Source organism: Oceanobacillus phoenicis, assembly GCF_047238145.1.
GTDB lineage: Bacteria > Bacillota > Bacilli > Bacillales > Amphibacillaceae > Oceanobacillus.
Genome location: NZ_JBDFME010000001.1, coordinates 3,509,494 through 3,535,050 on the forward strand (window position 1 = coordinate 3,509,494; position 25,557 = coordinate 3,535,050).

31 protein-coding genes are annotated in these 25,557 nt (G+C 33.8%); 6 read left to right on the plus strand and 25 right to left on the minus strand.

The window, feature by feature from the left end; genetic code table 11:
- Positions 1-11: 11 nt before the first annotated feature.
- The 4 genes from ABC346_RS17625 to ABC346_RS17640 form a co-directional block, all read right to left on the minus strand.
- Entirely contained in the window at positions 12-890 is an 879-nt protein-coding gene (locus ABC346_RS17625) for a beta-keto acid cleavage family enzyme (protein ID WP_413236097.1), read from the minus strand.
- A 187-nt stretch (positions 891-1,077) separates the two neighbouring features.
- On the minus strand, positions 1,078-1,653 hold the full coding sequence (locus ABC346_RS17630; RefSeq protein ID WP_413236098.1) for a TetR/AcrR family transcriptional regulator: 576 nt from the start codon (positions 1,651-1,653) through the stop codon (positions 1,078-1,080).
- 217 nt (positions 1,654-1,870) lie between these two features.
- Positions 1,871-2,845 (minus strand): bile acid:sodium symporter family protein, encoded by a 975-nt coding sequence (locus tag ABC346_RS17635; protein ID WP_413236099.1) that lies wholly within the window; start codon positions 2,843-2,845, stop codon positions 1,871-1,873.
- A 164-nt stretch (positions 2,846-3,009) separates the two neighbouring features.
- On the minus strand, positions 3,010-3,579 hold the full coding sequence (locus ABC346_RS17640; protein ID WP_413236574.1) for a TetR/AcrR family transcriptional regulator: 570 nt from the start codon (positions 3,577-3,579) through the stop codon (positions 3,010-3,012).
- Positions 3,580-3,715: 136 nt separating this feature from the next.
- Here ABC346_RS17640 and ABC346_RS17645 point away from each other — a divergent pair, with 136 nt between their 5' ends.
- The gene (locus tag ABC346_RS17645; protein ID WP_413236100.1) at positions 3,716-4,477 is read left to right on the plus strand and encodes an SDR family oxidoreductase; all 762 of its coding nucleotides are present in this window, start codon (positions 3,716-3,718) and stop codon (positions 4,475-4,477) included.
- A gap of 76 nt (positions 4,478-4,553) precedes the next feature.
- Here the strand turns inward: ABC346_RS17645 and ABC346_RS17650 are convergent, their stop codons facing one another.
- Positions 4,554-5,300, minus strand: a complete 747-nt coding sequence (locus tag ABC346_RS17650) for a sulfite exporter TauE/SafE family protein (RefSeq protein ID WP_413236101.1) — start codon at positions 5,298-5,300, stop codon at positions 4,554-4,556.
- Between the two features lie 184 nt (positions 5,301-5,484).
- Here ABC346_RS17650 and ABC346_RS17655 point away from each other — a divergent pair, with 184 nt between their 5' ends.
- On the plus strand, positions 5,485-6,297 hold the full coding sequence (locus tag ABC346_RS17655) for an alpha/beta fold hydrolase (RefSeq protein ID WP_413236102.1): 813 nt from the start codon (positions 5,485-5,487) through the stop codon (positions 6,295-6,297).
- Between the two features lie 114 nt (positions 6,298-6,411).
- On the opposite strand, the gene ABC346_RS17660 is transcribed toward ABC346_RS17655, so the two are convergent.
- Entirely contained in the window at positions 6,412-6,807 is a 396-nt protein-coding gene (locus tag ABC346_RS17660; RefSeq protein WP_413236103.1) for a DUF3221 domain-containing protein, read from the minus strand.
- Between the two features lie 74 nt (positions 6,808-6,881).
- Between ABC346_RS17660 and ABC346_RS17665 the strand changes: the two genes are divergently transcribed.
- Entirely contained in the window at positions 6,882-7,019 is a 138-nt protein-coding gene (locus ABC346_RS17665; RefSeq protein WP_413236104.1) for a hypothetical protein, read from the plus strand.
- Here the strand turns inward: ABC346_RS17665 and ABC346_RS17670 are convergent, their stop codons facing one another.
- Together ABC346_RS17670 and ABC346_RS17675 are read right to left on the minus strand one after the other, a co-directional pair.
- Positions 7,020-7,310, minus strand: a complete 291-nt coding sequence (locus ABC346_RS17670) for a hypothetical protein (RefSeq protein WP_413236105.1) — start codon at positions 7,308-7,310, stop codon at positions 7,020-7,022. It abuts the gene before it with no gap.
- Between the two features lie 64 nt (positions 7,311-7,374).
- Positions 7,375-7,563, minus strand: coding sequence for a hypothetical protein (locus tag ABC346_RS17675; RefSeq protein WP_413236106.1), 189 nt, complete (start codon positions 7,561-7,563; stop codon positions 7,375-7,377).
- Between the two features lie 107 nt (positions 7,564-7,670).
- Here ABC346_RS17675 and ABC346_RS17680 point away from each other — a divergent pair, with 107 nt between their 5' ends.
- Complete coding sequence (locus ABC346_RS17680) at positions 7,671-8,015, plus strand: hypothetical protein (protein ID WP_413236107.1); 345 nt, start codon at positions 7,671-7,673, stop codon at positions 8,013-8,015.
- 6 nt (positions 8,016-8,021) lie between these two features.
- On the opposite strand, the gene ABC346_RS17685 is transcribed toward ABC346_RS17680, so the two are convergent.
- From ABC346_RS17685 to ABC346_RS17730, 10 genes are all read right to left on the minus strand, one after another.
- A complete protein-coding gene (locus ABC346_RS17685; protein WP_413236108.1) occupies positions 8,022-8,435 on the minus strand; it encodes an NUDIX hydrolase in 414 nt (137 codons plus the stop codon).
- 261 nt (positions 8,436-8,696) lie between these two features.
- Positions 8,697-10,643, minus strand: coding sequence for a glycoside hydrolase family 127 protein (locus tag ABC346_RS17690; protein ID WP_413236109.1), 1,947 nt, complete (start codon positions 10,641-10,643; stop codon positions 8,697-8,699).
- Between the two features lie 40 nt (positions 10,644-10,683).
- Positions 10,684-12,162 (minus strand): alpha-N-arabinofuranosidase, encoded by a 1,479-nt coding sequence (locus tag ABC346_RS17695; protein WP_413236110.1) that lies wholly within the window; start codon positions 12,160-12,162, stop codon positions 10,684-10,686.
- 44 nt (positions 12,163-12,206) lie between these two features.
- Complete coding sequence (locus ABC346_RS17700; RefSeq protein ID WP_413236111.1) at positions 12,207-12,617, minus strand: hypothetical protein; 411 nt, start codon at positions 12,615-12,617, stop codon at positions 12,207-12,209.
- 28 nt (positions 12,618-12,645) lie between these two features.
- Entirely contained in the window at positions 12,646-13,485 is an 840-nt protein-coding gene (locus tag ABC346_RS17705) for a carbohydrate ABC transporter permease (RefSeq protein WP_413236112.1), read from the minus strand.
- Between the two features lie 27 nt (positions 13,486-13,512).
- The gene (locus ABC346_RS17710; RefSeq protein ID WP_413236113.1) at positions 13,513-14,391 is read right to left on the minus strand and encodes a carbohydrate ABC transporter permease; all 879 of its coding nucleotides are present in this window, start codon (positions 14,389-14,391) and stop codon (positions 13,513-13,515) included.
- A 47-nt stretch (positions 14,392-14,438) separates the two neighbouring features.
- On the minus strand, positions 14,439-15,704 hold the full coding sequence (locus ABC346_RS17715; RefSeq protein WP_413236114.1) for an extracellular solute-binding protein: 1,266 nt from the start codon (positions 15,702-15,704) through the stop codon (positions 14,439-14,441).
- Positions 15,705-16,605: 901 nt separating this feature from the next.
- On the minus strand, positions 16,606-16,782 hold the full coding sequence (locus ABC346_RS17720; RefSeq protein ID WP_413236115.1) for a hypothetical protein: 177 nt from the start codon (positions 16,780-16,782) through the stop codon (positions 16,606-16,608).
- A gap of 113 nt (positions 16,783-16,895) precedes the next feature.
- Entirely contained in the window at positions 16,896-17,474 is a 579-nt protein-coding gene (locus ABC346_RS17725; RefSeq protein ID WP_413236575.1) for a metallophosphoesterase, read from the minus strand.
- Complete coding sequence (locus tag ABC346_RS17730) at positions 17,474-17,725, minus strand: hypothetical protein (protein WP_413236116.1); 252 nt, start codon at positions 17,723-17,725, stop codon at positions 17,474-17,476. Before ABC346_RS17730 ends, ABC346_RS17725 begins: the two co-directional genes overlap by 1 nt.
- A gap of 140 nt (positions 17,726-17,865) precedes the next feature.
- Here ABC346_RS17730 and ABC346_RS17735 point away from each other — a divergent pair, with 140 nt between their 5' ends.
- Complete coding sequence (locus ABC346_RS17735) at positions 17,866-18,714, plus strand: YitT family protein (RefSeq protein WP_413236117.1); 849 nt, start codon at positions 17,866-17,868, stop codon at positions 18,712-18,714.
- Between the two features lie 155 nt (positions 18,715-18,869).
- Here ABC346_RS17735 and ABC346_RS17740 read toward each other — a convergent pair whose 3' ends face one another.
- The 3 genes from ABC346_RS17740 to ABC346_RS17750 form a co-directional block, all read right to left on the minus strand.
- Positions 18,870-19,388: an AAA family ATPase gene (locus ABC346_RS17740; protein ID WP_413236118.1), complete on the minus strand. Its 519-nt coding sequence runs from the start codon at positions 19,386-19,388 to the stop codon at positions 18,870-18,872.
- 24 nt (positions 19,389-19,412) lie between these two features.
- Complete coding sequence (locus tag ABC346_RS17745) at positions 19,413-20,006, minus strand: hypothetical protein (protein WP_413236119.1); 594 nt, start codon at positions 20,004-20,006, stop codon at positions 19,413-19,415.
- A 67-nt stretch (positions 20,007-20,073) separates the two neighbouring features.
- Entirely contained in the window at positions 20,074-20,664 is a 591-nt protein-coding gene (locus tag ABC346_RS17750; RefSeq protein ID WP_413236120.1) for a DUF5412 family protein, read from the minus strand.
- A gap of 208 nt (positions 20,665-20,872) precedes the next feature.
- Between ABC346_RS17750 and ABC346_RS17755 the strand changes: the two genes are divergently transcribed.
- Positions 20,873-21,748, plus strand: a complete 876-nt coding sequence (locus ABC346_RS17755; protein ID WP_413236121.1) for a superoxide dismutase — start codon at positions 20,873-20,875, stop codon at positions 21,746-21,748.
- A 289-nt stretch (positions 21,749-22,037) separates the two neighbouring features.
- On the opposite strand, the gene ABC346_RS17760 is transcribed toward ABC346_RS17755, so the two are convergent.
- Genes ABC346_RS17760 through ABC346_RS17775 form a run of 4 tightly spaced genes read right to left on the minus strand, consistent with a single transcriptional unit; the run spans position 22,038 to position 25,544 of the window.
- Entirely contained in the window at positions 22,038-22,901 is an 864-nt protein-coding gene (locus tag ABC346_RS17760; RefSeq protein WP_413236122.1) for an ABC transporter permease subunit, read from the minus strand.
- Positions 22,901-23,686, minus strand: a complete 786-nt coding sequence (phnE, locus tag ABC346_RS17765; RefSeq protein ID WP_413236123.1) for a phosphonate ABC transporter, permease protein PhnE — start codon at positions 23,684-23,686, stop codon at positions 22,901-22,903. The genes ABC346_RS17760 and phnE overlap by 1 nt, the downstream gene beginning before the upstream one ends.
- A 13-nt stretch (positions 23,687-23,699) precedes the next feature.
- A complete protein-coding gene (phnC, locus tag ABC346_RS17770; RefSeq protein ID WP_413236124.1) occupies positions 23,700-24,464 on the minus strand; it encodes a phosphonate ABC transporter ATP-binding protein in 765 nt (254 codons plus the stop codon).
- Positions 24,465-24,515: 51 nt separating this feature from the next.
- Complete coding sequence (locus ABC346_RS17775) at positions 24,516-25,544, minus strand: PhnD/SsuA/transferrin family substrate-binding protein (protein ID WP_413236125.1); 1,029 nt, start codon at positions 25,542-25,544, stop codon at positions 24,516-24,518.
- Positions 25,545-25,557 lie beyond the last annotated feature (13 nt).

Below are 25,557 nucleotides of genomic sequence, written 5' to 3' on the forward strand. Positions count from 1 at the left end.
GGATTTCCCCTTTATTTACCTCTCAAGTTATAAGCCTCTCTTGCTTCTTGAGGAGTCATAATTTCTATATTATTTGCATGTAATTGATTTACTGCTTGATCTACTAGAGCTTCGTTCGTTGCTAATACACCTTTTTTCAGATAAATGTTGTCTTCTAGACCAACTCTTACATTTCCCCCAAGCTGTGCAGCTTGAGTTACCATTGGTAATTGATTTCTTCCAATACTAAATGCAGACCAATGAGCATTTTCTGGAATTCGACCCTTCATATACAACAATGTATCTAACTCAGCGTCTGCTCCCCATGGAATCCCAAGACAAAATTGGAACATCGGATCATTATCAATTAATCCTTCCTTAATTAACTGATTTGCAAAATGAACATTACCAGTATCAAAACATTCTAATTCTGGCTTTACTCCACTCTTCTGCACAAGTGCAGCCTGTTCACGTAGCCATTCAGTTGGGCTCATATAAATCATGTCACCAAAGTTTGTTGATCCACAATCTAACGTACACATTTCAGGAAGCAATTCTCCAATAGGTTCATGTCGTTCTGATGGAATCTGAATATCCGTACCATTTCCTCCTGCTGCTGGTGTATCTAGACTTGGAATGAAATCTCCACCACCGCCAGAAGTGATATTTATTATTACATCAGTTTCAGAATCACGAATTCGATCTACAATTTCACGATAATGTTCAATATCATGACTGATTCCACCTGTTTTTGGATCCCTTGCATGAACATGTGCAACTGTAGCACCTGCTTTTGCAGAAACAATCGCAGACTCTGCAATTTCTTTTGGTGTTACTGGGACATTAGGATTTTTTTGAATTGTATCACCTGCTCCTGTTACAGCAGCTGTTAACAAAACTTTTTTACTCATTCTTATCCCTCCTACAAGTAATTATTTATATATTTATTAATACTGTACCGTACAGACGGTTAATTATTCACAAGTGACACTATACCATCTGGACGGTTTTATATCAACACCCTTTTTACTTTTTAATAGAATTTGCCGTATATTTAAAATTATGTATTAAAAAAACTACCTAATACTTTAGGTAGTTTTAATGACTATCTTTTTCTTCCTTTTCTGCTTTCATATATAAATCCTGAATCCGCTCATGAAGCCTTTTGTATACTTCTTTTTTCTTTTCATCATCTATATTATAATGTTCCAATAGTTCAGCTAACCAAATACCGTCTGCTGCTAGACGTATGATGGTTGCATCGATTGGGTCTAATCCATCATTTTCAATATTATTTTGCCATTTTTCATAAGCATCATGAAGTGGAGCCATTAATTTAGGGTTTACCGCTTTTGCCGCTAATAGCCCAGCATGCATATCTTTATTTGGATACCCTTGGTTAAAAGTTACATTCAAGAAGGATCTCGTCCACTTCCCTCTTTCCAAAGGATCTCTTTCAACATTATCACTTATTTTATTTTGATAATTTTGTGCTAAGTGTTCAACCATCCCTTTTACAAGAGCCTCTTTAGAAGGAAAATGGTATAACAACCCGCCTTTACTAATTCCTGCTTCTTTCGCTACAGCCTCTAATGTTAAATTAAAAATCCCTTTATCACTCACGATTCCTGATGCTGCATTCAGGATTGCAATTTTACGTGATTGTTTTGACAATTTCATCATCCTCAGCACAGTTAATATTTTATATTTAATTTCACTATACTACTCAGACGGTTTATTTTCAATATATTATCTATGATTTACTAATACCGTCCATATAATTATCAAATCTTTTATTAATATAAACTGTGCTGAGGTGAATATACAATAATCAAAAATAATTAATTCCATCATTACCTTGTTACTATATTTTTTTGTTTCTTCAACTTAATTATCCCAGATTTTGAACTTTTTCATTGGCAATGGAAATATCATTATTGTTTCTTTTTGACCAATACGTTGCTAATAATGGCCCAGATATATTATGCCACACACTGAAAATCGCGCTTGGCACAGCAGCCACTGGTGTTGCTGCAAAAGCACTTAATGCTAGGGTTGAAGCGAGTCCAGAATTTTGCATACCTACTTCAATCGATATTGCTTTCTGATCTGTAAAATCAAGTTTAAATAGTTTAGCGATAAGAAAACCTAGACATAAACCAATTAAATTATGTAATACGACAACCCCAAAAATGAATAGACCAGATGTTGCAATTGCTTGAGTATTTACTGCAACTACGGCACTTGCTACTGCAACAATACCGATTACAGATATAAGCGGCAGAGCGGATACGCTTTTTTCCACTTGACTACGGAATAGCATTCGTACCCCTACACCCAATACAATTGGCAGCAATACTACTTGTATAATAGAAATAAACATACTCATAAACGAGACTGCCATCCATTCACTTGCTAATAACAACGTCAATGTCGGTGTCATAATCGGTGCAATTAACGTAGATATTGTTGTCACAGATACCGATAATGCAGTGTTCCCTTTCGCTAAATACGTCATAACATTAGATGCAGTACCACCAGGACAGCATCCTACTAAAATCACTCCCACAGCAATTGCCGGAGGAAGTTGAAATAGTACAGCGAGACAATAAGCTGTTAAGGGCATGATCGTATATTGTAGAATTACAGCAATCAATACACTCTTCGGAGCCTTTATTACCCCCTTGAAATCATTTGGAGTAAGCGTTAAGCCCATCCCAAACATAATAATTCCAAGGAGGAGCGAAATATGTGGAGCAATCCAAGAAAAGCCACTTGGAAAGATAAAACTAATCACCCCAAATAGTAGAACCCATATTGCAAAAGTATTACCTGCGAAAGAACTCACTTTCTCAAAAGATTTCAAAACAACATCCCCCAATCTGTTTGTATTCTCATTATAATAACAATAATCTGATAATAAAGTCTACACTATTTTAATAATTTAATGAGGCAGAGAGTTAAATAATTGATGGTGTCATTTTAACATTCTTCTTTCTCCTTCAAAACTAGACTTGTCTCCAGAGGCAATCAGCTTGGAAAATTTATAATTTTTAATAGCTGTTGATTCAATTCATTAACAGGTGTCTCATAATTTTTTCGATGCCAATGAATTAGTAAACCAAGAATTGCATTGGTTTGATAGCTTAATAAATATCCCTTATCTATATTAGTAACTTTTGTAAACTCTTTTTCGATGGAATAAGACATCAACAATCGAATCCGGTCAAAAACGGAATAATAATATGTCATTGGAATACGTTCATTGAATACTATTTCATAAAAGCTTTGATGTCTTTTCACATGATCAAATATTCTTATCATATCTGCATCTAGTTGATTAATATTATCGTTCGTCTGTTTATACGGTTCATCATAGGATATTTTTAAATCTTCTACTATTTCTTCAAAAGTTTGTTTAAATACATCTTGAATATTTCCGTAATGCAAATAAAATGTTCCTCTATTTACGTTAGCTGTTCGACAGAGTTCAGATACAGTAATCTCTTCTAATGACTTTGTTTTTAATAAAGAAAACAATGCTGTTCGGATGTTTTTTTCTGTTTTTATGATACGAAGATCTTTTTTCAACTTCTTCACAACCTTTTTATTAAACATGTTTATGGCGAACTGTCGATTATTCAAAAACGATGCTCTATGATAATAGAAAGCATCTCTCTTTTACAGTATAATTTTTATTGAACAGATGTACAATAAATTTTAGGGGGAGATTGAAATGAAACTACAAAACAAAGTAGCTATCGTTACAGGAGCTGCATCTGGTATGGGGAAAGCCATTGCTACTCTATATGCTAGTGAAGGTGCAAAAGTAATTGTCGCTGATTTAAATGAAGAAGGCGCTCAAAGTGTTGTTGAAGAAATTACAAACAATAATGGAGTTGCAACTGCAATCAAAGTAAATATTGCTCAAAAAGAAGATATTGATAAGATGATTGATACTGCTGTTGAAACTTACGGCACATTAGACATTTTAGTAAATAATGCTGGAATCATGGATGGTTTTGAAGCAGTTGGTGATATTGAGGATGACCGTTGGGACCTTATTTTTGATATAAACACAAAAGGTGTTATGCGCGCAATGCGTAAAGCTATTCCGATTTTCCTTGAAAAAGAAAGCGGTGTTATTGTTAATACGGCTTCTACAGGTGGTTTAAACGGCGCACATGCTGGTGCTGCATATGGCGCTTCTAAGCATGCTGTAATTGGATTAACTAAAAATACAGGTTATATGTATGCTAAAAGCGGAATTCGTTGTAATGCAATCGCACCAGGTGGTGTAGCAACTAATATTACTTCATCTTTGAAAGGATTCAACGAATTTGGTATGGGACGTACCAAAGCAGTTCAAGGTGTTATGCCACGCGTTGGACAACCAGAAGAGATTGCAAAAGTAGCACTTTTCTTAGCATCTGATGATGCAAGCTTCGTTAACGGAACTGTGGTAACAGCAGATGGCGGTTGGACAGCTGCATTTTAATATAAAGGCAACTAAATACAATAACCGAACTTTTTCCAATATATACTGGATGAAAGTTCGGTTGTTTTTATCTGCTCTAATTAATCAATAAGTTAATTCCACCTATCGTTGCTAAAACTAATATAAGTATAGTAAATACTTTTTGTGGGATCAATGGTAACACTTTTACTCCGATTATAGCTCCAAGTATGATAATCGGAGCCATCGTTAAATTAAATGTTAATGATTCCGTTGTAATTAATCCTAAGTACATGTAAAAAGGAAATTTAATTACATTAACTGAAAGGAAAAACCAAGCACCTGTCCCCACAAACTCTTTCTTCGGAAGTCCTTTTACAAGTAAGTAGATGGTCATTATAGCACCAGCAGCATTACCAACCATTGTAGTAAAGCCACCGAGTACCCCCATTAAAATTGTAAATGTCAATGAAGTCGGTAACATCTCATTAAACTTACTACCAAGTCTTTCTCTAATTACATTCAATGCTATCATCAATAAAACAATAATACCGATCATTGGTTTTAATTGTTCATCATTGACATATTGTAGTACAAAAAAGCCTGCTAAGATACCAATTACCACCCAAGGTATCAAATTCGTAAGATACTTCCAAACTACATTTCTACGATAATATGTAACCGCAAATAGATCTCCAATTAACAACATCGGTAGTAGTATACCTACTGATTCTCGTGCAGGAAATACAAACATAATTACAGTTACAACTAAAATGACTAAATTTGGTAATCCAGATTTTGAAAATCCAACAAATAATGCACAGATAAGAACGATAAACCAATCTAATAATGAAAAATCAAACATAATTATGCCTCTTTTCTCACTGTAACGAATTATATATACAAGTTTACAATACTAATTCTATTTGAAAAGTTCATTTTAAAAAAATTGTTCAGCATTTCTAATTCAACTAATTTCCGGCAGGTCTTTTTCAATTTTTATTGAAGTATACTAATAGAAAATAAAAAATGCTGGGGGTTAGATAAAGATGGAAGAATTTTTTGTAGAGGTAGAAGAAAATGTAAAACTATATGTCAGCGATACTGGTGGTAAAGGGGATGTTCTTGTGTTTATCCCTGGGTTCACTTTTACATCCGAAGTGTTTCATCACCAAGTCAATTATTTTTCGACTAATTATCGTGTGATTGTTATAGATCCAAGAAGTCATGGAAAATCAACTAAGACTGCACATGGCAATGATTACGTTACACATGGAACGGATCTTCACAAGGTTCTAAAAAAATTGAGTTTAACGAATGTTCATTTAGTCGGTTGGTCTTTTGGATGTTTAACTATATGGGAATACGTCAAACAATTTGGAAGTGATAATATTAAATCTTCCATACTGATAGATATGCCACCTAAATCTTTATCCGTAAATGAAAATGATTGGGTTGAAGGTAAACTGGATGATATGGCTAATGTCTATCATACTAGTTTACGAGATATAAATGGACAAAAAGATTTCATTACTAGTTACACTCAAAATGTAATGATTCAACGTGAACTATCCGGTAGTGAATTAAATTGGATTATTGATCAATCATTAATAACCCCTTCTCATATTGCAGCAAGTTTATTTGCTTCTGGTTTATTTTCTGATTATCGTATAGAAGCAAAACAGCTTGATTCAGAAATACCTACTTTATTTGTTATTGCCGAACATTGGTCCGATGTTGCGAAACCTTATTTGAATCAATTAGTTCCAAAAGCAGAAATAGAAGTGCTTGGTGGACATATGATGTTTTGGGAATATCCCGAGAAATTTAATGCGCTGCTAAAAGATTTTTTGAGGAATTAATTTCTTTAGAATGTTGTAAGCCAATCAGTTCATTTAAGGCAGACGTTTTCCGTGTACAAGAGTTTGAATGGTTTACATAGGATTCACTGCCTTTCTTAAACGTTTGTCAAAATCTTACTCTTCTATTACTTCAACAAAATAAGCATTCGTTCTTGCTGGTGAAGATTCCACTAATTTATCGCTATAGACACGCACTCTTTGATTTACTTTTAAATCGTGAAACAAGCTGCTACCTTTAACATCTTGATGCTCCGAAACAATTATAAGCCCATTATGTTCGGAAAAAAGGTGCCCTGTAACTCTATTGATATAGGAAGTAGGTTCATCTGCAATCCATATTTTGTTTGTTAATCTTTTCGAGACTACATAACCATCCGTTGTAAAACTATACGCATCAGCTCTCTGTACAACTTGGTGATTTGTATAGAGATTCATCATTAATAAATATGAGATTATCCCGATGAATAATGCCAAAAGTATTATCGTTCGATTAGATACAAACTTATTCATTATGGACTAACTCCTCTCAACAAGTTTAAGAATTATTAATAATAGAAACATAATCACATAAGGAGGTGATTTACATGTTGCCAGTAATCATCCTTACTATTATATTTATCATAATTGTATTCCTTGCCTTAACAGTAGCTTTAAAGGACGAAGCTAACTATCAGCGAGATAAAAAACAAAACCAAAAGACCAAACAAAATAATATTCCTTAGCTATAAAATAATATGTATAATAAAAATACCAACAAACAAAGATATCCATGGAATAATATGAATGAATATAATTTCTGGATAAGAGATATATTCTATTTTTCGCTTGTAAACATACGACCATAACAATACAACACCAAGGAACCAAATAAGTAAAATGAAGAAATATTCAGGTGCCACAAATGTTTGATCTGTATAATTCTCAGCAATTGTTCCGCTAGCAAAAAATAACGTTATAGCAAAAGCAAGAAAACCACAAACAATTAAATTAATAATGATCAATGCTATTTTCAAATATTCTCATACCTTTCATTTTATGGTGCAAAATCAATGATTCCTGTAATGAATAGAATAAAAATCATAATCCAGAAAGTATCAGCGAAATAGTTGGAATTACATTCTTCTCCGACTTTTTCAATCTACCAAACACAGAAAGAATAATACCTGCAGCAGTTAATGCAAACGTAATATAATCTCCTGTTAAACTACCTATGTTTACTATTCTAGTCGGGTGCACAAAACAGATGATACCTGTAACAAGTGACATATAACTAATTATTCCATGTTTCTTTTGGTAAGGTGGCTGATGTATTTGTTCACCTCTGTATTCTCTTTTTATAATTAATTATCTTGGACTAAATTGGAGGTATGAAAATGAGATGGAGCGCATTGTATCTTAGTTTAATCATTATCGTTGCTGGATGTAGCACTGCTAATGGAAATGATTCGTATCAAGCCATAGTCAATATTAACGGAACAAATTATTATTATGTTGATGACAATAGTGAATATACTCCCTCTGCTAAAATTGGCGAGATTAAGGAACAAACTCCACCTGGTGTCAATCCGGTTAGACATTTAAGATCGAATGCTGAAGCAAAAGGATCTGACGTATACTCCACTAGAGAAAGTACTGTACATTTTATTGTAAAAATCAAAGAGACCGGTGAAACAACCGTATACTCTACAGAAGAAACCAATTTAAATACAGATCAATAATAACTATTAAAACTCTATGCAAAATGGATGCGTACTCTCATCTAAACAATATTTGATTCTTTGTTTAAAGTTTTGAATAGTTATCATGTCTAATGCTAATTTAATAGGGAAATAACCTGTCTCTAAACTCTCTGATGATGAAGAAGGTTTCCCTCCAATTGGTTTGGCTAAAAATAAAGTATTGGTAATTGACTGTTGAACATTTTGAAATACTCCACAAAACTTTATTATTTCAATATCTACTCCAGATTCTTCTTTCGTTTCTCGAATAGCGGCTTCTTTTAATGATTCTCCTTCCTCAACTTGACCACCAGGCATTTCCCATCCTCTACTGGGGCCTTTGATTAATAAAATTTCATCATGCTCATTAATGACAATCGTTGCTGCTGATATAAAATGTTTTGGGGCTGAATTTACCATTTACTCCACTTCCTCCTATAAAAAGTACTCATAATTTAAATACTTCTAGATTATTTATAGATGTCCTGCTCTAATAGGAATTTACAAATAATTATATTAACTACAATACAGTAATAAAAAATGACCGATCGATAATCGGAAGATAAATAGATCATCCATATTATAGACCGGTTCATTTTACTTTTTTATATAACTCTCCGGAGTTAGGTCGATATAAACTAAGCTGTTTCCAGTAGTGAGTGAACTATCCCTCTAATTTGATTACTTTTCATTTATCCATACCAACATTTCTCCTGGTTTTCTGTTACACCATGAATAGTAAGGAATAGCTTTTATTTCAAGCGGAGTTAGGTTCATTTTCGATTCCGCATATAAACAATCATCTTTCCATAATGAAGTATCTAAGCGATATGCCGTACCAAATAATTTTACTACCCCACCTAACAAATCCTTATCAAATTCTGCATCAAGATTATTTTTGTTAGTATCTACATATATGTGTTGCAGATTTTCTCCATTATCTATCTCTTCTAAACAATAAATAATTGGTCCTCGTTGTAGAGCAACCTTTCCAATATTTTGTCTAACTAGAGGATGGGATTTCATTTGTTTAACAGACATAGGCAAAAGCAATTCAATACCATCTCCTTTTTTCCATGTTCGTTTAATATAGACATAGCCATCCTGTTCAATAGAATGTATGTCCATTTCTTCTCCGTTCACACTTAAAAATGGATTATCACACCATCCCGGTATACGTAATGCAATAGTAAACTCACTCTGATAAGCTGGATTTATGGAAATCGAAACTTTCCCGTCCCACGGATATTCCGTTTTTTGTTCTATATCGACAATTTGGTTATTTACTTCTATAGAAGATTCATTACCACAATATAAATGTATATATAACTGATCATTCTTTTTTGAATATATATAATGGTGAATAGAAGAAATTAATCTAGCTAGGTTCGGTGGACAACAGGCACAATTAAACCACTTCTGTCTAACTGGCTTAACATGGTGATGACTATGTCGTTCCATTGCTTGTGGGAAAACTTCTAAAGGATTGACATAGAAAAAACTTTCTCCATCTAAAGACATACCACTAATTGTGCCATTATATAATGCTTTCTCCATAATATCTGCATAGTTTCTATCAATTTGCAACTCTAGCATACGTTTTGCCCAAAATACTAATGCAATCGATGCACACGTTTCCGTATAGGAAATGTCATTGGGTAAGTCATAATCAAATGAAAATGATTCACCAAATTCCTCTGAACCAACTCCACCTGTTATGTACATTTGTTGACTGGTAACATTATCCCATAATCTCTTACTTGCTTCTAATAAAGATTTATCATTTGTTCTCAATGCCAGATCTGCCATGGCAGAATACATATAAATTGCCCTAACCGAATGTCCAACTGCCTTTTCCTGAGATCTTACAGGCAGGTGAGCTTGATGGTATTCATATTCTTTTGGGTAAAAGAAGGCATTCTCGTCTTTTCTTGTCTCTTTTTCGATATCAAAGTAATGAGGTTGTCTTCCACGTTCGTCAATAAAATACTTGCTCAAATTCAAATATCTCTCCACTCCTGTGACATCATATAACTTTACAAATGCTAGTTCTATTTCTTGATGACCCGGATAACCATGGATTTTACTATCTTCTTCTCCAAACGTATCTACAATATAATCTGCATATTTACACATTACATTTAAAAATTTATCTTTTCCTGTCACCCGATAATAAGCTACAGCTGCTTCTATTAAATGTCCCGCACAATAAAGTTCATGGTTATCTCGAACATTCGTCCAACGATTATCTGGTTCTGCTACGGTATAATAGGTGTTCAAGTATCCATCTTCACGTTGTGCTTTTTCTAATAGATTAATTAATTCATCAGCAGTGTTTTCTAATTTTTGATCGGGAAAATGTTCTAAACTGTATGCTACAGCCTCTAACCACTTTGCAACATCACTATCTTGAAATACCATCCCATAGAATTTACCTTCTGCTTCTCCTGCTGCAATTTTGAAATTTTTAATTGCGTGACTAGGTTCTGTATCAGCTATTCGATCATTTAAAGCTTCCCACTGATATGGAATAACTTCTTCCTTCACTAACTGTAAATACTTATGCCAAAAAGAATCCTTCATTGTAATTTTTTTCAATGTTTGCACCCCTAACAGTGTTAAATACATATAGGCCAAGAAGATTCTATAAATCTACTCAGCCAAATAATTATTTTATCGTTAATACCGTAACTGACTTTGATGGAAGCTCGACTTTTAGCAAATTTCCATCTTGACGATATGATGTGAAATTCTCTGGAACAACGTTATCTGGTTGTTCAAATGTGTTTATCGCATTCATTTCATTTGCGGTTAATATGCGTCCCTTTAGTTCCGTTACTTCTATACCACGTAAATCTATATCAACCGTAGTTCCAGCATCTTTATCTAAATTACATAAGCTTATATTAATCGATCCATCATGTGCTTTCGATGCTGTAGCACTTACGGTAGGATATATTTGATCATTTTCATTAATTGTCTCCGTTCTCACATTTAATGAAAGCTTTTCAGCATCCTGATGGACTTTATACATTTCAAATACATGGTAGGTAGGAGTTAAAATCATTTTATCTCCTTCTGTTAAAATCATTGCTTGAATAACATTTACCATTTGAGCAATATTTGCCATTTGTACACGATCACAGTGGTCATGAAAAATATTAAAATGTACACCTGCTACTACGGCATCTCGAATAGTATTTTGTTGATAGAGAAATCCCGGATTTGTTCCTGGCTCCACATCATACCAGGCACCCCATTCATCAATAATCATTCCAATACGTTTTTCAGGGTCGTATTTATCCATAATAGTTCCATGTTTTCTAATTAAATCTTTCATATACATCGTCTTTTGCATGGTAATATCCCATTCTTCTCCCGAAAAATCTACTGCCTGCCCTTTATTCTCAAAGCCACCTGGATGCACATAGTAATGTAGACTTAATCCATCCATTAGATGATGAGCTTCACGCATTAAAACCTCTGTCCAATAAAAATCATCTACGTTTGCTCCACCTGCAATTCGATAGATTTGATTGTCTCCATAATTTCTTACATAAGTTTGATATCGTCGGTACAAGTCAGCATAATATTCTGGACGCATGTTACCGCCACAACCCCAATTTTCATTACCAACTCCAAAGTATGTCAGTTTCCATGGATCTTCCTTCCCGTTCTCTTTTCTCCAATTCGCCATTGGTGATTCACCGTCAAATGTCATATATTCAACCCACTCGGACATTTCTTGAACAGTTCCACTTCCAACATTTCCACAAATATAAGGCTCTGTTTCTAATAAGTCACATAACAACATAAATTCATGTGTTCCAAAGTGATTATTTTCTACAACTCCACCCCAGTGTGTATTAACCATTCTTTTTCTTTGTTCACGTGGACCGACTCCATCCTTCCAATGATATTCATCTGCAAAACATCCACCAGGCCAGCGAAGAACCGGAATATTCAATTTTTTTAAGGCGTCTAGCACATCTTTCCTTATACCTTTTATATTCGGAATACTAGATTCTTCTCCAACCCATAATCCTTCATAAATTCCTCTACCTAAATGCTCAGCAAAATGTCCATATATATTTTTATTAATTTTCCCTTCTGTAATATCTATATTTACAATTAATTTATTACGCATGAATACACCTCTTTAATGAATATTATTCGCTATTATTTTTTCGCTTAAGCTGCCTTTGCTGAAAGTCTAATAGCTTTATTTTTTGCTAGATATATAATAAAGATTAATAAATATATAACGAAACCTAATATATCCATACTTGCTAATTGAATGACAGACCATACACCAATCCAGATTAGAAATGACTTTTGGATTGTATTATCTTTTAACTTTACTGCTATTAAAAAGTTAATAATAGCTCCTACAAAAACGAATAGTCCAAATGTCAAAATTACTTTAGATATGTTATCTAACATACTCGCCCCAATGACTAAAGACTCTGCTTCAGCACCTTCTAAAACCACTTTCCCTTGTGCTTGGAACCATGTATTATAACTAAATATCGTTAATAATGATGTAATTAAATTCCATGTTGCCCCAACAAACAGTAATCTTCTTTCGGTTTTTCTATACATGCGACTCCAACTCCTAACAGTCTATAACCTATCCTTTTATACCTGAGTTCAAGTCAAGAGATTGAACAAAGTATTTTTGAGCGAAAAAGAATAATAAGACAGTTGGTATAATTGCTAATATGGCAGATCCCATCAATTGACCTATCATTCGATAGTTACCATAAATATCTTGCAGTAATAGTAATCCAGCTGTAACTGGCATTTTTTCTACATCGGTATACACAATTACCGGCCATAAAAAGTCATTCCATGAGCCGACAAAAGAGAACAGGCCACATACAATTAAAATTGGCTTTATTGCTGGCAAAATAATTCTAGCGTAAATTTGAAAATCACTAGCACCATCCACCCTAGCTGATTCATCAAGCTCTTTCGGTACATTTTTCATAAATTGTCTAACTAAAAATATATTCCCCATTCCTGCTAACCCTGGAACAATCATCGCCCAAGGTGTATTCACCCATCCCAAGGTCTCAATAATTTTATAAGAAGGAATTAAGTTAACTACATTTGGGAAGAAGGATATGGCTAATAAGGTAAAAAATAAAACATCTCTACCCTTAAAATTCATTCGAGAGTATCCATAACCCGTAATTGAAATAACTATTACAACTAATAAAGTGTGGGTAACTGCGATAAATATAGAATTTCCTATCCATTGTAAAATTGGTGCGGATGATGTATCGGAAAAAATAGAAGCATAATTTTCCACTACCCAATTGACAGGTAGCATACGAAACCCTGCTGTAACCACTTCAGTCTGCGAACGAAAAGAAGTTGTTAAGCCAAATATGAGCGGAACAAGCCAAATCACACTAACTACTATCAGAAATAGATAAGCTAAATACTTTGATATATTGATTTTCATACCATCTACTCCCTTCATTTTTTATTACTAAGCTGTATTTCTATTCATCAAGTAGTATTGGAATGCTGAAATGACAAGGATGACTAAACCAAGCAGAACAGCCATTGCTGAGGCAATACCAGCTATGGACTCCCCGTGGCTAAAAGCTAAATCTCGTATATACATCATCAGTACCGTTGTTCCTTGCCTAGGACCACCATTTGTCATCATTAATGGTTGTGCAAAAACATTAAACGCACCTGCAGTTGTCATAACCATTGTATAAATCAAGGGAAAACGAATGGATGGTAGGGTAATGCTAAAAAACTTCCTAATGGAGCCAGCTCCGTCGATATCTGCTGATTCATATAAATCCTTTGATACCCCATTAATCGATGCTCGATAAATAATCATATTACCTCCGACACCAGCCCACACCGTAATTATGAAAATAATAATCCATGCGTACGGTTGAGTAGATGCCCAAACATTTTCGGACCCAAATATATTATTCACCACACCCAATTGCTTATTAAATATTAACGACCAAATTAATGCTGCAGCAGAAATCGAGATAAGGCCTGGAACATAAATGATTGTTTGAAAGAAATTCTTCATTTGTACACCTTTGTTCTCTATAGCTACTGCAATTACTAATGGGATAATAATCATTAAAGGAACACTGATTGCTACAAAGATGAGCGTGTTCTTCATTCCATTCATAAATTGAGAATGAAAAGTTGAATCCGAATCGAATAATATTGTCTTATAATTATCAAATCCAACCCATACGGGATCTCCAATTAAATTCCAATTCGTAAACGATGTATATATACCATATATGGACGGCAAAAGAATGAACACAATAAATAAAATGATATGAGGTCCTACAAAGAATATGGGGGATAGGCTGACTTTCTTTTTCATCTTTTTTATCCTCCTAACCACATGATTTCCAAAGTACATCCTATCCTCTATTCTTCTGACTCTTCTCCTGTATCTTCATAATTCTCCACGTCTAACGTTCCTTCATTCACTTTGTCATCAACAAACTTCTGCATTTCTTCTAACCCTTGATCTATTTCGATTTCTCCATGTATGAGGTCAACGATATGAGTATCAATGGCTTCTGCAATATACGGATAATGTTCATACGTATAGATGTGCAATGACTCTTCCTCAGCTTCATTTTTCGTAAAGAATGATTGCATATATTCTTCATACTCAGGTGATTCCACTACTTCTGTACTAGCAACAATTTGACCTGCTTCCGCCCAATCAATGGAATGGCCGCGAATATATTCCAAAAAGTCTGCGATTACTACCTCTTTCTCTTCCGTTCTTTCTTCTTTATTTAACATAGAAAAAAGATGGGAAGAGGCTCTATTATGAAAATTATCTGGTGATGGTGCATAAACATTTGTTACTCCGAAGTTAAGCCCTTCTACTTGCGCATGACCTGTAGAACTCCACGTACCATCTGTAGAGAATAGTACATTACCAGATTGAAACATTAGATATCCATCTTCACCATACGGTGTCATTAATCCAGCATCTGCAATTTCCTTAACTCTTTCTATTGCTTCTTTCATAACGGGAGTATTTACAGCAGGTTCCCCATTCTCTTGAATATCCCCATCTAAATTTTGGATTTGAGCCAATATCACCCAACCGATTAGAGCATCATTAACGAGATAATCCCCCTCTTCTAATTGCCCCTCAAGAGATAACATTTCGTCAAAGGTGACTACATCATCATCTAACCAATGTTCGACACCATATTTCTCTAATAAATCCTGGTTGTAATACATTGCATTTCCATGAATATCAAGTGGAATTGTATATTGCGTACCATCAACTACACCTGCAGTCCACGCTTCTGCCAAGTAATTTTCTTCATTTATGTTCGATTGCGCATCCATAACTCCTGTCATTGGCTTAAGTAAATCTTGCTTGACAAAACTTGGCACACGATCAGCATGAATTAAGGTAAGATCAGGAATCCCACTACCTGAATTAATTACCGTATATAATTTGGTATACATATCAGAGGTAATTACATGCTTAATTTCGATTTCTTGTTCAGATTGTTCATTATAGTCATCAACTAATTGATTCATGTAGACACCATCATCCCCAGTTAATGGTGTCCAAAATTCAATTACATTTTCATCATTATTGCAGCCGACTAATATTACCGAAAATAACACTAAAAAACTTATGTAAACATACTTCTTCATTCAAAAACCTCCTAATTTTTATTTTAATTGATAGCGTTTTCATTAAATCTTCAACCAAACCTCCCTTTGCTTATTTTATTTGTCCTCCTTCAGTGTAAAACGCTTTCAAATTAACTTATACGTATATATATTATCTTATTAATTATAATAATATAATTTGTACGTATAATCAATAAGTTTTTTAAAATTTTTAAATTAACTAAAAATAATATTAATAACGATCTATATATAATTAAGTTCGTGTATTGTCCTGTATAAAAATTGTTAATGTAGTTTTAGTTTTAAAAACATAAGTAGAATAGAAATAAACTAGATACACCTCGCTAAAATAAAAACAGAAGAAAAAAATTAGTCACCCTGTGACCAACATTTTTCTTCTATTGCAAATATCTACATATAAAGTGAACCTTTGTATTAGGAGCGTTTTCGTTCTTCCCGATAATGTTAGTATAGCCAATTTATCAATTTCAAATTGCTAGGATGTTCCTTTTCCAAACCTTTCTATAAAGAATCTTTTATGAAGTCTTTAATATTATTCCTCGCTTATGTTATGTATAGAAATCATAGATAATTGCACCTATCAATAACAAACAACTAGTATTCACACTTAAAATAAACCGTTTAATTTCATAGTTAAACAAATACTCCATTATAAAACGAAATAACTGCTGCATTGCTGAAATTGAGGGAATTGAGTAAATATAAGTGATATAGCAATTATCATACCTACATTCCCACACTGTTCTATGCAACCTACTAACATACTTTTCTTCTGATTCAGGAATGTCTATCTTAAACTTCTTCACAATAAACTTATTAATAGGCAATACTTAAAATTACAATGCAGTACATATAATTGTGGCTACAAACCAAACACATATCTCATCCAAACCTTTTTAGATTACATCCACACATTGATAATCCCTCTTACCATCCAAATAATTAATCTAATAGGTAAAACGATAATTTCAGGAATCCAGAACAGAATATCTAGAGCAAGATCTTTCTTAGTATAATCTTCTTTATTTTTTCTTTGCTTTCTCGTTTTAGCTTTCTTTGTATTCCACCATTCTCTCAATTCATACGCTCCCTTTTTATAAAACTATTATAGCTATTGTACGATTACCTTAGAATCGATGTTTCAATTATTTAAAAATTTACATTAAATTATTTCACCTCACATAAAACGTGTTAATCCGTAATTTCTATTACACTTAACTGACTTTTATTTAGGAATCGGACTGGTAACAGACTAGTACCTAATCCACTATCGATATATAAATGTTGATTCCTTTTCAGTTGGTAAACACCTTTTGTCTTTTTAGGAAATAATCCTTCGTCAGGTGCTATTATTGGACCAATTAATGGAAGCCTTACTTGTCCTCCATGAGTATGACCGCTCAAAATTAAATCAGCATCTATATCAAAATACTTATCGGTTACACTTGGAGAATGAGACAACAAGACTGTGTATTCTTGATTATTAACATTGGTAAATGCCTTTTTCATATCCTCGTGATTTGTTGATACATCGTCAATACCAACAAGATTCAACTTCATTCCATTTATCATAATTTCTGCTGAAGTATTATTTAGAATCTGTACTTCCCGTTGCTCGAGTCCTGTCAACAACTCATTTCTTAAGTTATTTCCCCATTCATGATTACCAGATACAAAATAAACGTGCTTCTGAAAAGAAGTTATTTCTTCTATTAAATGAAATACATCTTGCAAACTCTTAGTCTTTCTATCTATGATATCTCCAGTAATTACAACAACGTCGGGCTGCTCATTTTTATTGTTTGTATTAACTTCTGGTTATTTTTACCAAATACTTTTGCATGAAGATCGCTAAACTGTATCAATTTAATACTCGAACCATTAGGTATTTTATTGGAATTGAAATGTACTTTATTAACCTTAAACACATTTGTTTCGTAATAGATTTCAATAACAACAGCTAATATAAGTATAAATAAAGTGATAATAATGAGAGACTTTTTTCTTGATATACGTTTCAAGGTAACATCCTCTTCCCGACAATACATATTTTAAAATTAATAATATCACATTAATTTTGGTTTGAATTTATATAATTAGGGAAAAATTTAGTTTAGAAATTTAAATATAACTAGACTTCTAATAGCAAGGAGCTTACATAATGAAACATTTTTTGAAAGACTTTATTTTTATTATAATTGGAGCACTTTTTTACGCGTTAGCCGTTAATATGTTAATCATTCCAAATAATTTTGCTGATGGTGGACTTACAGGTATGTCTATACTCCTCCATTACATATTTGGATGGTCGACTGGTATTGTTAACTTTATATTAGCTGCAATTATCCTAACTATCGGATACACTGTGTTGCCAAAAAGAAATATAATTTTAACTGCGATTACTGCAACACTGATTTCCTTTTTTCTATTCATAACAGAAAATAACATTGAACCACTTGCAGATCCTCTTGTATCTGCTATATTTGCAGGTTTCTTTAGTGGGATAGGTGCAGGGTTGATATTTCGTACTGGTAGTTCGATGGGTGGCACAAGCGTTATCGCACGAATGTTTCACCATAATTTAGGATGGGATCTAACAAGAACAAATTTTGTTTTAGATGCAGCTGTAGTTATAGCTGGTTTATTTTTTATCGGAACATTAAATACAATGTACACTATCATCTTATTATTTATCGGTAAGAAAGCTACCGATCTTGTTATGGAAGGGCTGGATCCTAGAAAGGCAGTTAGTGTAATCTCCACTCATTCCACTGAAATCACGGATGTGGTAATAAAGAATTTAGACACTAGCGCAACCGTATTTAAAGGATATGGTGGTTATATGAAACAAGATGCAGACATGTCTTATATTATTATTAGCAAATATCAATTAATGAAATTAAAAAGACTTATCTATTCAGTAGACGAAAAAGCATTTGTAGTCATTCACGATGTGCGGGATGTCACCGGCGGTAGCTTTGCTTGGGAAAAAAAACGTGGAAGGAAATAGAGTGAAAGTTCATTCAGTGGTGTATTTCTTTTTTCTCCACTGATTTGTATTACCACGAAGGTAAATCCTGAAGGACATTGAACAGAATCAGCGATAAGGGCAATACTTCTATTGTGTTTATAAATTAATAATCTAATTCGTTAAATCATAATTCATTAACTTTTACTCATGATTAAATTTATAACCTCCAAGGCCGTTTCTTCTACAGTTAGTTTTTCAGTATGAATATGTATTTGAAAGAACGTTGCAGATAATTGCTTAACGTTCATCTCGGTTCTATTCATAATCCATTCATTATTTCCATCCCCTCTCTTCATTAACCTGTCTAAAATTGTTTGTGGTTCTGCTACAAGTGTAAAGTGATGTATCTTAATTCCTTCTTTTGTGAGGCCACCTATAATTTCTTGATAATATTGTTCATTTGTAAGTGTCATTGGTACGATTACAACTTTTTCTGTTTCTGTTGTTACCTTCTTCAATAAATGGTAGTTCCACAGTCTCCATTCTTCATGATCTTGAAAATCTTCTTCCCATAAATCAACTGGTAGCTGCTTTCTAATTAGAGAACCTACCTCTTCTGGATCATACAAATAGGAATTCGGCATTTTTTTATGTAGTATTTTCGCGGTCTCTGTTTTTCCAACCCCAAACGTTCCATTAATCCAAATAATCATCATTCCACTTCCTTAAACCCAGATTTACTCACTATATATTTCCTCTACTTCCCAATCATTTGAATCTATTACTTCCGTAATTGTTTGTTTAATACGAGTATCTTGGGTGTCATATGGAATGTCAATCGTTATATTATTATCTGAAAAATGATAAGAAAATACTTTCCGTGAACTAGGATCAACAACTCTGCTAACATTCTCTACATCGTCCCATGCAATGTTATCTTCAGATAAGGTCCAAAAACCATTTCCATGTACCCCATTATCATCAAAATACGCATAGTGTGAAATAGACAAGATAAATAATGGAATGGTTACAACTATTAATAATAGATGGATGACCGTTAATTTATATTCTTTGTCTTTTTTCTCCATATAGAATTTAGTTAATAAAAAGGATAATAGTATAACTGCAATCAAAATCATTGCGATTCCAAATCCTTTATATGCTTCTACAGGACGAATAAACATCCAATGATCATAAGAAAAAAATAATAGGTCTTGAATAAATATAATCGCTATTCCAGGAACAGCAAATGCAGAAACAAGTAAAAGTAAGCTACTGGTCAAGATATATGGAACGAGTGAATCTGCATCTATTTCACGTAGAAATTTCATAAAATGCCTCCTCGTCCAATACATACGAATTTACCCGCTAAATAGTTTCAGTATTTTACAAAAATTTTCATTCTTCATTTTTACTTCTCCAATCCTCTTCTTCTTTCTCATAACAATATTCATATTCATCTTTCATTAATATACTCTCGCATGCTAACCCTGCATCATGATATATCTCTTTCGATACATCCAATTCTATGCTTCTACTAGCACTTGGATAATTGGCATCTTCATTTTTTATTAGTAGAACATCATTTGTTTTCCATTCTATCTCAAAGTCACTTAATGCTTCACTATAATAGATGGTTTTAGCTAATTTTTCCTCTTCATTATAAGTAATACCTACCCAAATATTGACACCTTCAGCAGCTCCACCATAAGTTTCATAATATGTATTTGCAGTATAAGTTCCTTCTGGTGAAACCATAGGACCATCTTGGTGTTCTCCTTCAAGGTCATGAAGCGTAAATAAGTAAGTTCTATATCCTACATAACTCACTGTGAGTGCCAATCCTATTATCGAAGTTAATAGTAATTTCTTTGGAAAAGTTTTTTTCTTGCCTAAGTAAAGGAAAAACATAACACAGAAACTGGCTGTCGCTATTGTAGTAATCATAGCTATTAATAAAATGAATAAAAAAATAATCCCGTTGATCATAAATCCCCCTCTCCTTTTAACCTTAGCATAAACTAATATTTGCAAAAATAAATTTTCTTAAAAAAGTAACATTTCTGCGTGATAAAGTGGCAGTATAAAATGACCCTTCATAAAAAAAAGGAGTTCATATAGATAAACTGATATAGGAACTTTTGGGCAAGAAACTCATAATATAATATGATCATGTTATTTAGGGGGATATTATATTATGAGCTCTTACTCGTTAGAAATAAGAAAATGGTTTGAGGAGAATAAAGAATACTTAAAGAAAGAATTGGAGTTAATTGATAATCAGCGTGAAAAAGAAGAATATGAAAAATCATACAATCAGGTTGAAACTTTATTAGGGACTGATTTAAATTATTATAGCGAACACCATATTTATCAATTACTATCTAAAGTATATAATTTGTATGAAAGAAATCAACGTGAACTATATGAGAAGCATAGACAGTCCTATGTATCAATAGGCAACCATCGTTTACCGCCACTTCCATATAATTATGATGCCTTAGAGCCTTATATTGCCAAAGAAATTATGTATTTACACCATGATAAACATCATCAAAGCTATGTAGATGGTTTGAACAAAGCTGAAAAAAAGATGCAAGAAGCAAGACAAACAGGCGATTATGATTTAATTAAGCATTGGGAACGAGAGGCTGCTTTTAATGGTGCAGGACATTATTTGCATTCGATTTTTTGGGAAATTATGGCACCTCATGCAGGAGGCAAACCTCGGGGAGAATTACTTCAAGCAATCGAGCGTGATTTCGGTAGCTTTGATCAGTTTAAAGCGCACTTTACGCATGCAGCTGATCAAGTCGAAGGTGGAGGTTGGGCGATGCTTATCTGGGCACCTCGTTCCGGAAGAATGGAAATATTACAAGCAGAAAAACACCAAAATCTCTCTCAACAAGATATGATACCTTTATTAGTTCTTGATGTATGGGAACATGCCTATTATTTACAATATTTAAACGAGAAAAAAGATTATGTTGATCAATGGTGGAATGTGGTCAATTGGCCAGCTGTTTCAGATCGATATTCTAAAGCTAAAAACCTACGTTGGAGTTTAGCTTGATAAAAATATATTATTGTTTTATGAGAAATCGTACTCCTAGAGCTTTGCTTTATAATCTACATTGAAAAATTAGTGGGGAAAATCATTCGATCTTTCCCACTAACCTTCGTATCCTGTAATCTAGGATGTGTTTGATTATGCACTTTTGAACAAACTATACATCATAAATTAATTAAGAATATCTATTTACGATAGTACTTAATAATACCTATACTTACTCCAAATGCCATTAAAGACTAAACTCTGAAGTTGTTTTCTCCACATCGTTCAGCTTGTAGTATTTCCTGTTTTATGAAGTTAATTGACCAGGGAAATAACGATGTTTCAATCTCGTTGACGTAATTTCTAATATGATTGCGATCAATAAGATTGCATACGTGATAAAACCTACTTCTCTCAGATCAAAATAAAATCCAGAAGCCATAAACAATTCAAAGCCAATTCCTCCTGCCCCAGCAGCTGCACCCATTGCCACGGCTACTGAGAAGTTAATTTCGAATCGTAAAAATGTCCATGATAATAAATACGTAAATGTAGATGGTAATACACCATGAACGATAACATGCCACCATTTTGAACCCGATGCCCTCAATGCTTCAAGTATTCCAGCATCGACCTCCTCAAAGGATTCTGAAAAAGCCTTCACTAAATAAGCAACAGAGTGAAATAACATTCCAAGAACAGCAGCTTCACTTCCGAGCCCCGCCGCTATGGCGAAGATAAGTACCCAAAGCACGGTAGGTACAGCTCGTACGAACGCTACGAAAATCCTTACTGTTTTCGAAATCCATGGTTTAGATAAATTCTCTGCTGCCATTAAAGCAAGAAAAAAAGCAATAATCGCTCCAAAGACAGTGGCTAAAACACCTAATCCTAGTGTAACTCCAATTTGATATACCGCTTCTTGCCAGCTAAAATGATTCAGGGCAGGTTCTAAAAACATTACTTTTAGATTATGCCACGTTTCAGGTATTGCACGTTCTAATTGTAGGCCGGAATAATTGAAGAAGAAAAACGCTAAGATCGTTAATAGGCTAAGGATCCATATCGTACTCTTGACAACTAAATCTATTTTATTCCCAGATTTTATATTAATTTTTCCGTTCCGTTTCCGTCTCATATTTATGGAGGTTGTCCCTTGATTCATTTCCATTACAATATCACCTTCCGTATCTTGTTAGATAATAATTCAATGACAATGACGGCTATCACGATGGAAAACGTAATCAAGGCAACAACATCATAATTCATATTTTTATAGTAAATATCGAACATATAGCCAATACCAGTACCTGTTAAAATCCCTACAAGTGTTGCACTACGTATATTCGTCTCGATCATAAATAGTATCCAACTTATCATTTGTGGGAGACTTTGAGGAATGACGGCATTATTTACAATATGAAAGTATGTAGCCCCAGTAGCACTAAGGGCTTCTACGGAACTTGGGCTTGCTTCATCTATCGTTTCAATAAATGCTCTTGTCAAAAATCCCAGCGTCCCAACAAACAATGCTAGAAAACCAGTTACTGAGTTTTGACCAAAAGAAATAAGTAAAATCAATGACCAAGCTACCACAGGAATGTTTCTTGAAAAAGATGCTATAAAACGAGCAATCACACTAAATATGTTATTTACTTTTGTCGTTTTTGAACCGAGTAATGCTAATGCGATTGATAGCACTGCTGCTAAGGTTGTGGCAGCAATAGACATAAAAATTGTCTCGGTTAATTTTTCTATTATTCCTGGTAATTTTGTAATAGCCTCACCGGTAATAAACAAATTAGTAACCATCCAACCAATTGCTTGTGGGATTGTCGTTATACTCTCAAGCAAATTAAACTGCGTTATGGACGAAGCAAAATAGGTCATTAAGATAATCACTAGTAAAAAGATTGTTGCTTGCCACTTCCCTTTTCTCATCTTTTGTTCATCCATGTGACCTACTCCTCTATACCGTAATTAGTTCCCGCTGTTGAAAACCATAAATCGATTCAATTTTATCTTGATATAGTAAATTACTTGGACCATCAAAAACAATTTCTCCTCTTTTTAATCCGATAATGCGATCTGCATATGCTTTTGCCACTTCAACTTGGTGTAAATTTACTAAACAGGTAATCCCTAATTCATTCGTAATTTTTTTTAAATAATCCATAATAATCTTCGAAGAATTTGGATCTAGGGAAGCGATTGGTTCATCACATAGAATAATTTTGGGGTCTTGAATTAATGCTCGACATATTCCTACCCTTTGCTGCTGCCCTCCACTTAATTGGTCACAACGTTTATACGCATGGTCAGCAATCCCTAATTTATCAAGTAATTCAAATGCTTTTTCTTTCTCTTTTTCTGTAAATCTTCCCATTATGCCTTGTAGATTTGTTTTATAGCCAAATCTTCCATGAAGCACATTTTCAATTACCGTAAGTCTAGGAACTAAATTGTAGTGTTGAAAAATCATCCCAATATTTGTTCGTAAGGACCTTAACGACTTTTTCTTCATATCTCCTACACTTTGTCCATCTATAAATACACTACCTTCACTAATTTCTACCATTCGATTAATGCACCGAAGTAATGTAGATTTACCCGCGCCAGATGGACCAATGATCGATACAAACTCGCCTGAGCCTACTTCAAAATTAACGTTCTTTAACACTTTGGTTTCCCCATTATAATTCTTACCAAGGTTATTCACTTCTAATAAAGTCATATAGTGACACTCCTTCCGAATTAATATAACGCTGGTAGATAGTCAATAAACTTACTTTGTAGCTGAAAGCTCTCGAATGGGATTAAACCATTGATCCTCTACAGGAGCAAAACGTTCATCACCAGATTTAAAAAATAAACCAGATTCATCGGAACCTTCAGGAACAAATATCGCTTCATTGTTTGCAATTTCATCAGAACTAAATAGATTTTGAATTGTTTCAAACTCTTCTTCACTTAGCAGGTTAGTATTTGCTACAAAAGGAGCATTTAAGACTGGAGTTACATTCATTAATGTAAATTCACTTCCAGTTACCGTATTAAACGGCTCTTCAGCATTATCTTTTACTTTATACACAGATCCTACTGTGTTTTCTTCACCTTCTGCTACCTCTACATAGTTTTCTACACATGTGTCACAGAATGCTGCTACGTCAGCATTTCCGTTTAATAAATTAACTGCTGACCCTTGGTGAGATCCACCAAATAATACTTGTTCAAATAAAGGCCCACCTTCCATCAAATTTTCTTCCGTTAACTCCATGTCCGAAAAATTCTCTAATATTGTTGAAGAAGGAACCACAAATCCTGAGGTTGAACTATTTGAAACAAAAGAGAATCTTTTCCCTTCGATTGTATCTAGACTAAAATCATCACCATTTTTATAATTTGTTTGATCATCGACATTTACAGCTAGCCAACTATAATACATTGCATCTTCTAATGTCCCAGATGGACCAGTAGGAACAACCATTGGCTCTACTGCTTCATTTTTACTATTGGCCTCGATATAACCCTGAGCTCCCATAAATGCAAGTTCTGCATTATCATTTGCGATGGTTTCAATTGCGATTGCATAGTCAGTAGTTAAATGATGTTCTACTTGCTTCCCAGTCTCTTCTTCTATAACATTACCTATTTCGTCTCTTGCAGTTTTCAATTCATTACCAGACTCATTAGGGTACCAGACGATATCAATAACATCATCGCTACTTGCCCCTCCCGCACTGCCATCTGAACATGCAGCTAACACTGACACAATCATCACAAGCATAAGTAAACTACCAATTTTTTTACACATCGTGTATTCCTCC

Excerpts from the sequence above, each read along its gene's own strand:
- ABC346_RS17625 (WP_413236097.1), bottom strand. The coding sequence starts at position 890 with ATGAGTAAAAAAGTTTTGTTAACAGCTGCTGTAACAGGAGCAGGTGAT.
- ABC346_RS17645 (WP_413236100.1), top strand. The coding sequence starts at position 3,716 with ATGAAACTACAAAACAAAGTAGCTATCGTTACAGGAGCTGCATCTGGT.
- ABC346_RS17650 (WP_413236101.1), bottom strand. The coding sequence starts at position 5,300 with ATGTTTGATTTTTCATTATTAGATTGGTTTATCGTTCTTATCTGTGCA.
- ABC346_RS17655 (WP_413236102.1), top strand. The coding sequence starts at position 5,485 with ATGGAAGAATTTTTTGTAGAGGTAGAAGAAAATGTAAAACTATATGTC.
- ABC346_RS17660 (WP_413236103.1), bottom strand. The coding sequence starts at position 6,807 with ATGAATAAGTTTGTATCTAATCGAACGATAATACTTTTGGCATTATTC.
- ABC346_RS17665 (WP_413236104.1), top strand. The coding sequence starts at position 6,882 with ATGTTGCCAGTAATCATCCTTACTATTATATTTATCATAATTGTATTC.
- ABC346_RS17675 (WP_413236106.1), bottom strand. The coding sequence starts at position 7,563 with ATGTCACTTGTTACAGGTATCATCTGTTTTGTGCACCCGACTAGAATA.
- ABC346_RS17680 (WP_413236107.1), top strand. The coding sequence starts at position 7,671 with ATGAGATGGAGCGCATTGTATCTTAGTTTAATCATTATCGTTGCTGGA.
- ABC346_RS17685 (WP_413236108.1), bottom strand. The coding sequence starts at position 8,435 with ATGGTAAATTCAGCCCCAAAACATTTTATATCAGCAGCAACGATTGTC.
- ABC346_RS17690 (WP_413236109.1), bottom strand. The coding sequence starts at position 10,643 with ATGTATTTAACACTGTTAGGGGTGCAAACATTGAAAAAAATTACAATG.
- ABC346_RS17695 (WP_413236110.1), bottom strand. The coding sequence starts at position 12,162 with ATGCGTAATAAATTAATTGTAAATATAGATATTACAGAAGGGAAAATT.
- ABC346_RS17700 (WP_413236111.1), bottom strand. The coding sequence starts at position 12,617 with ATGTATAGAAAAACCGAAAGAAGATTACTGTTTGTTGGGGCAACATGG.
- ABC346_RS17705 (WP_413236112.1), bottom strand. The coding sequence starts at position 13,485 with ATGAAAATCAATATATCAAAGTATTTAGCTTATCTATTTCTGATAGTA.
- ABC346_RS17710 (WP_413236113.1), bottom strand. The coding sequence starts at position 14,391 with ATGAAAAAGAAAGTCAGCCTATCCCCCATATTCTTTGTAGGACCTCAT.
- ABC346_RS17715 (WP_413236114.1), bottom strand. The coding sequence starts at position 15,704 with ATGAAGAAGTATGTTTACATAAGTTTTTTAGTGTTATTTTCGGTAATA.
- ABC346_RS17735 (WP_413236117.1), top strand. The coding sequence starts at position 17,866 with ATGAAACATTTTTTGAAAGACTTTATTTTTATTATAATTGGAGCACTT.
- ABC346_RS17740 (WP_413236118.1), bottom strand. The coding sequence starts at position 19,388 with ATGATTATTTGGATTAATGGAACGTTTGGGGTTGGAAAAACAGAGACC.
- ABC346_RS17745 (WP_413236119.1), bottom strand. The coding sequence starts at position 20,006 with ATGAAATTTCTACGTGAAATAGATGCAGATTCACTCGTTCCATATATC.
- ABC346_RS17750 (WP_413236120.1), bottom strand. The coding sequence starts at position 20,664 with ATGATCAACGGGATTATTTTTTTATTCATTTTATTAATAGCTATGATT.
- ABC346_RS17755 (WP_413236121.1), top strand. The coding sequence starts at position 20,873 with ATGAGCTCTTACTCGTTAGAAATAAGAAAATGGTTTGAGGAGAATAAA.
- ABC346_RS17760 (WP_413236122.1), bottom strand. The coding sequence starts at position 22,901 with ATGGAAATGAATCAAGGGACAACCTCCATAAATATGAGACGGAAACGG.
- phnE (WP_413236123.1), bottom strand. The coding sequence starts at position 23,686 with ATGGATGAACAAAAGATGAGAAAAGGGAAGTGGCAAGCAACAATCTTT.
- phnC (WP_413236124.1), bottom strand. The coding sequence starts at position 24,464 with ATGACTTTATTAGAAGTGAATAACCTTGGTAAGAATTATAATGGGGAA.
- ABC346_RS17775 (WP_413236125.1), bottom strand. The coding sequence starts at position 25,544 with ATGTGTAAAAAAATTGGTAGTTTACTTATGCTTGTGATGATTGTGTCA.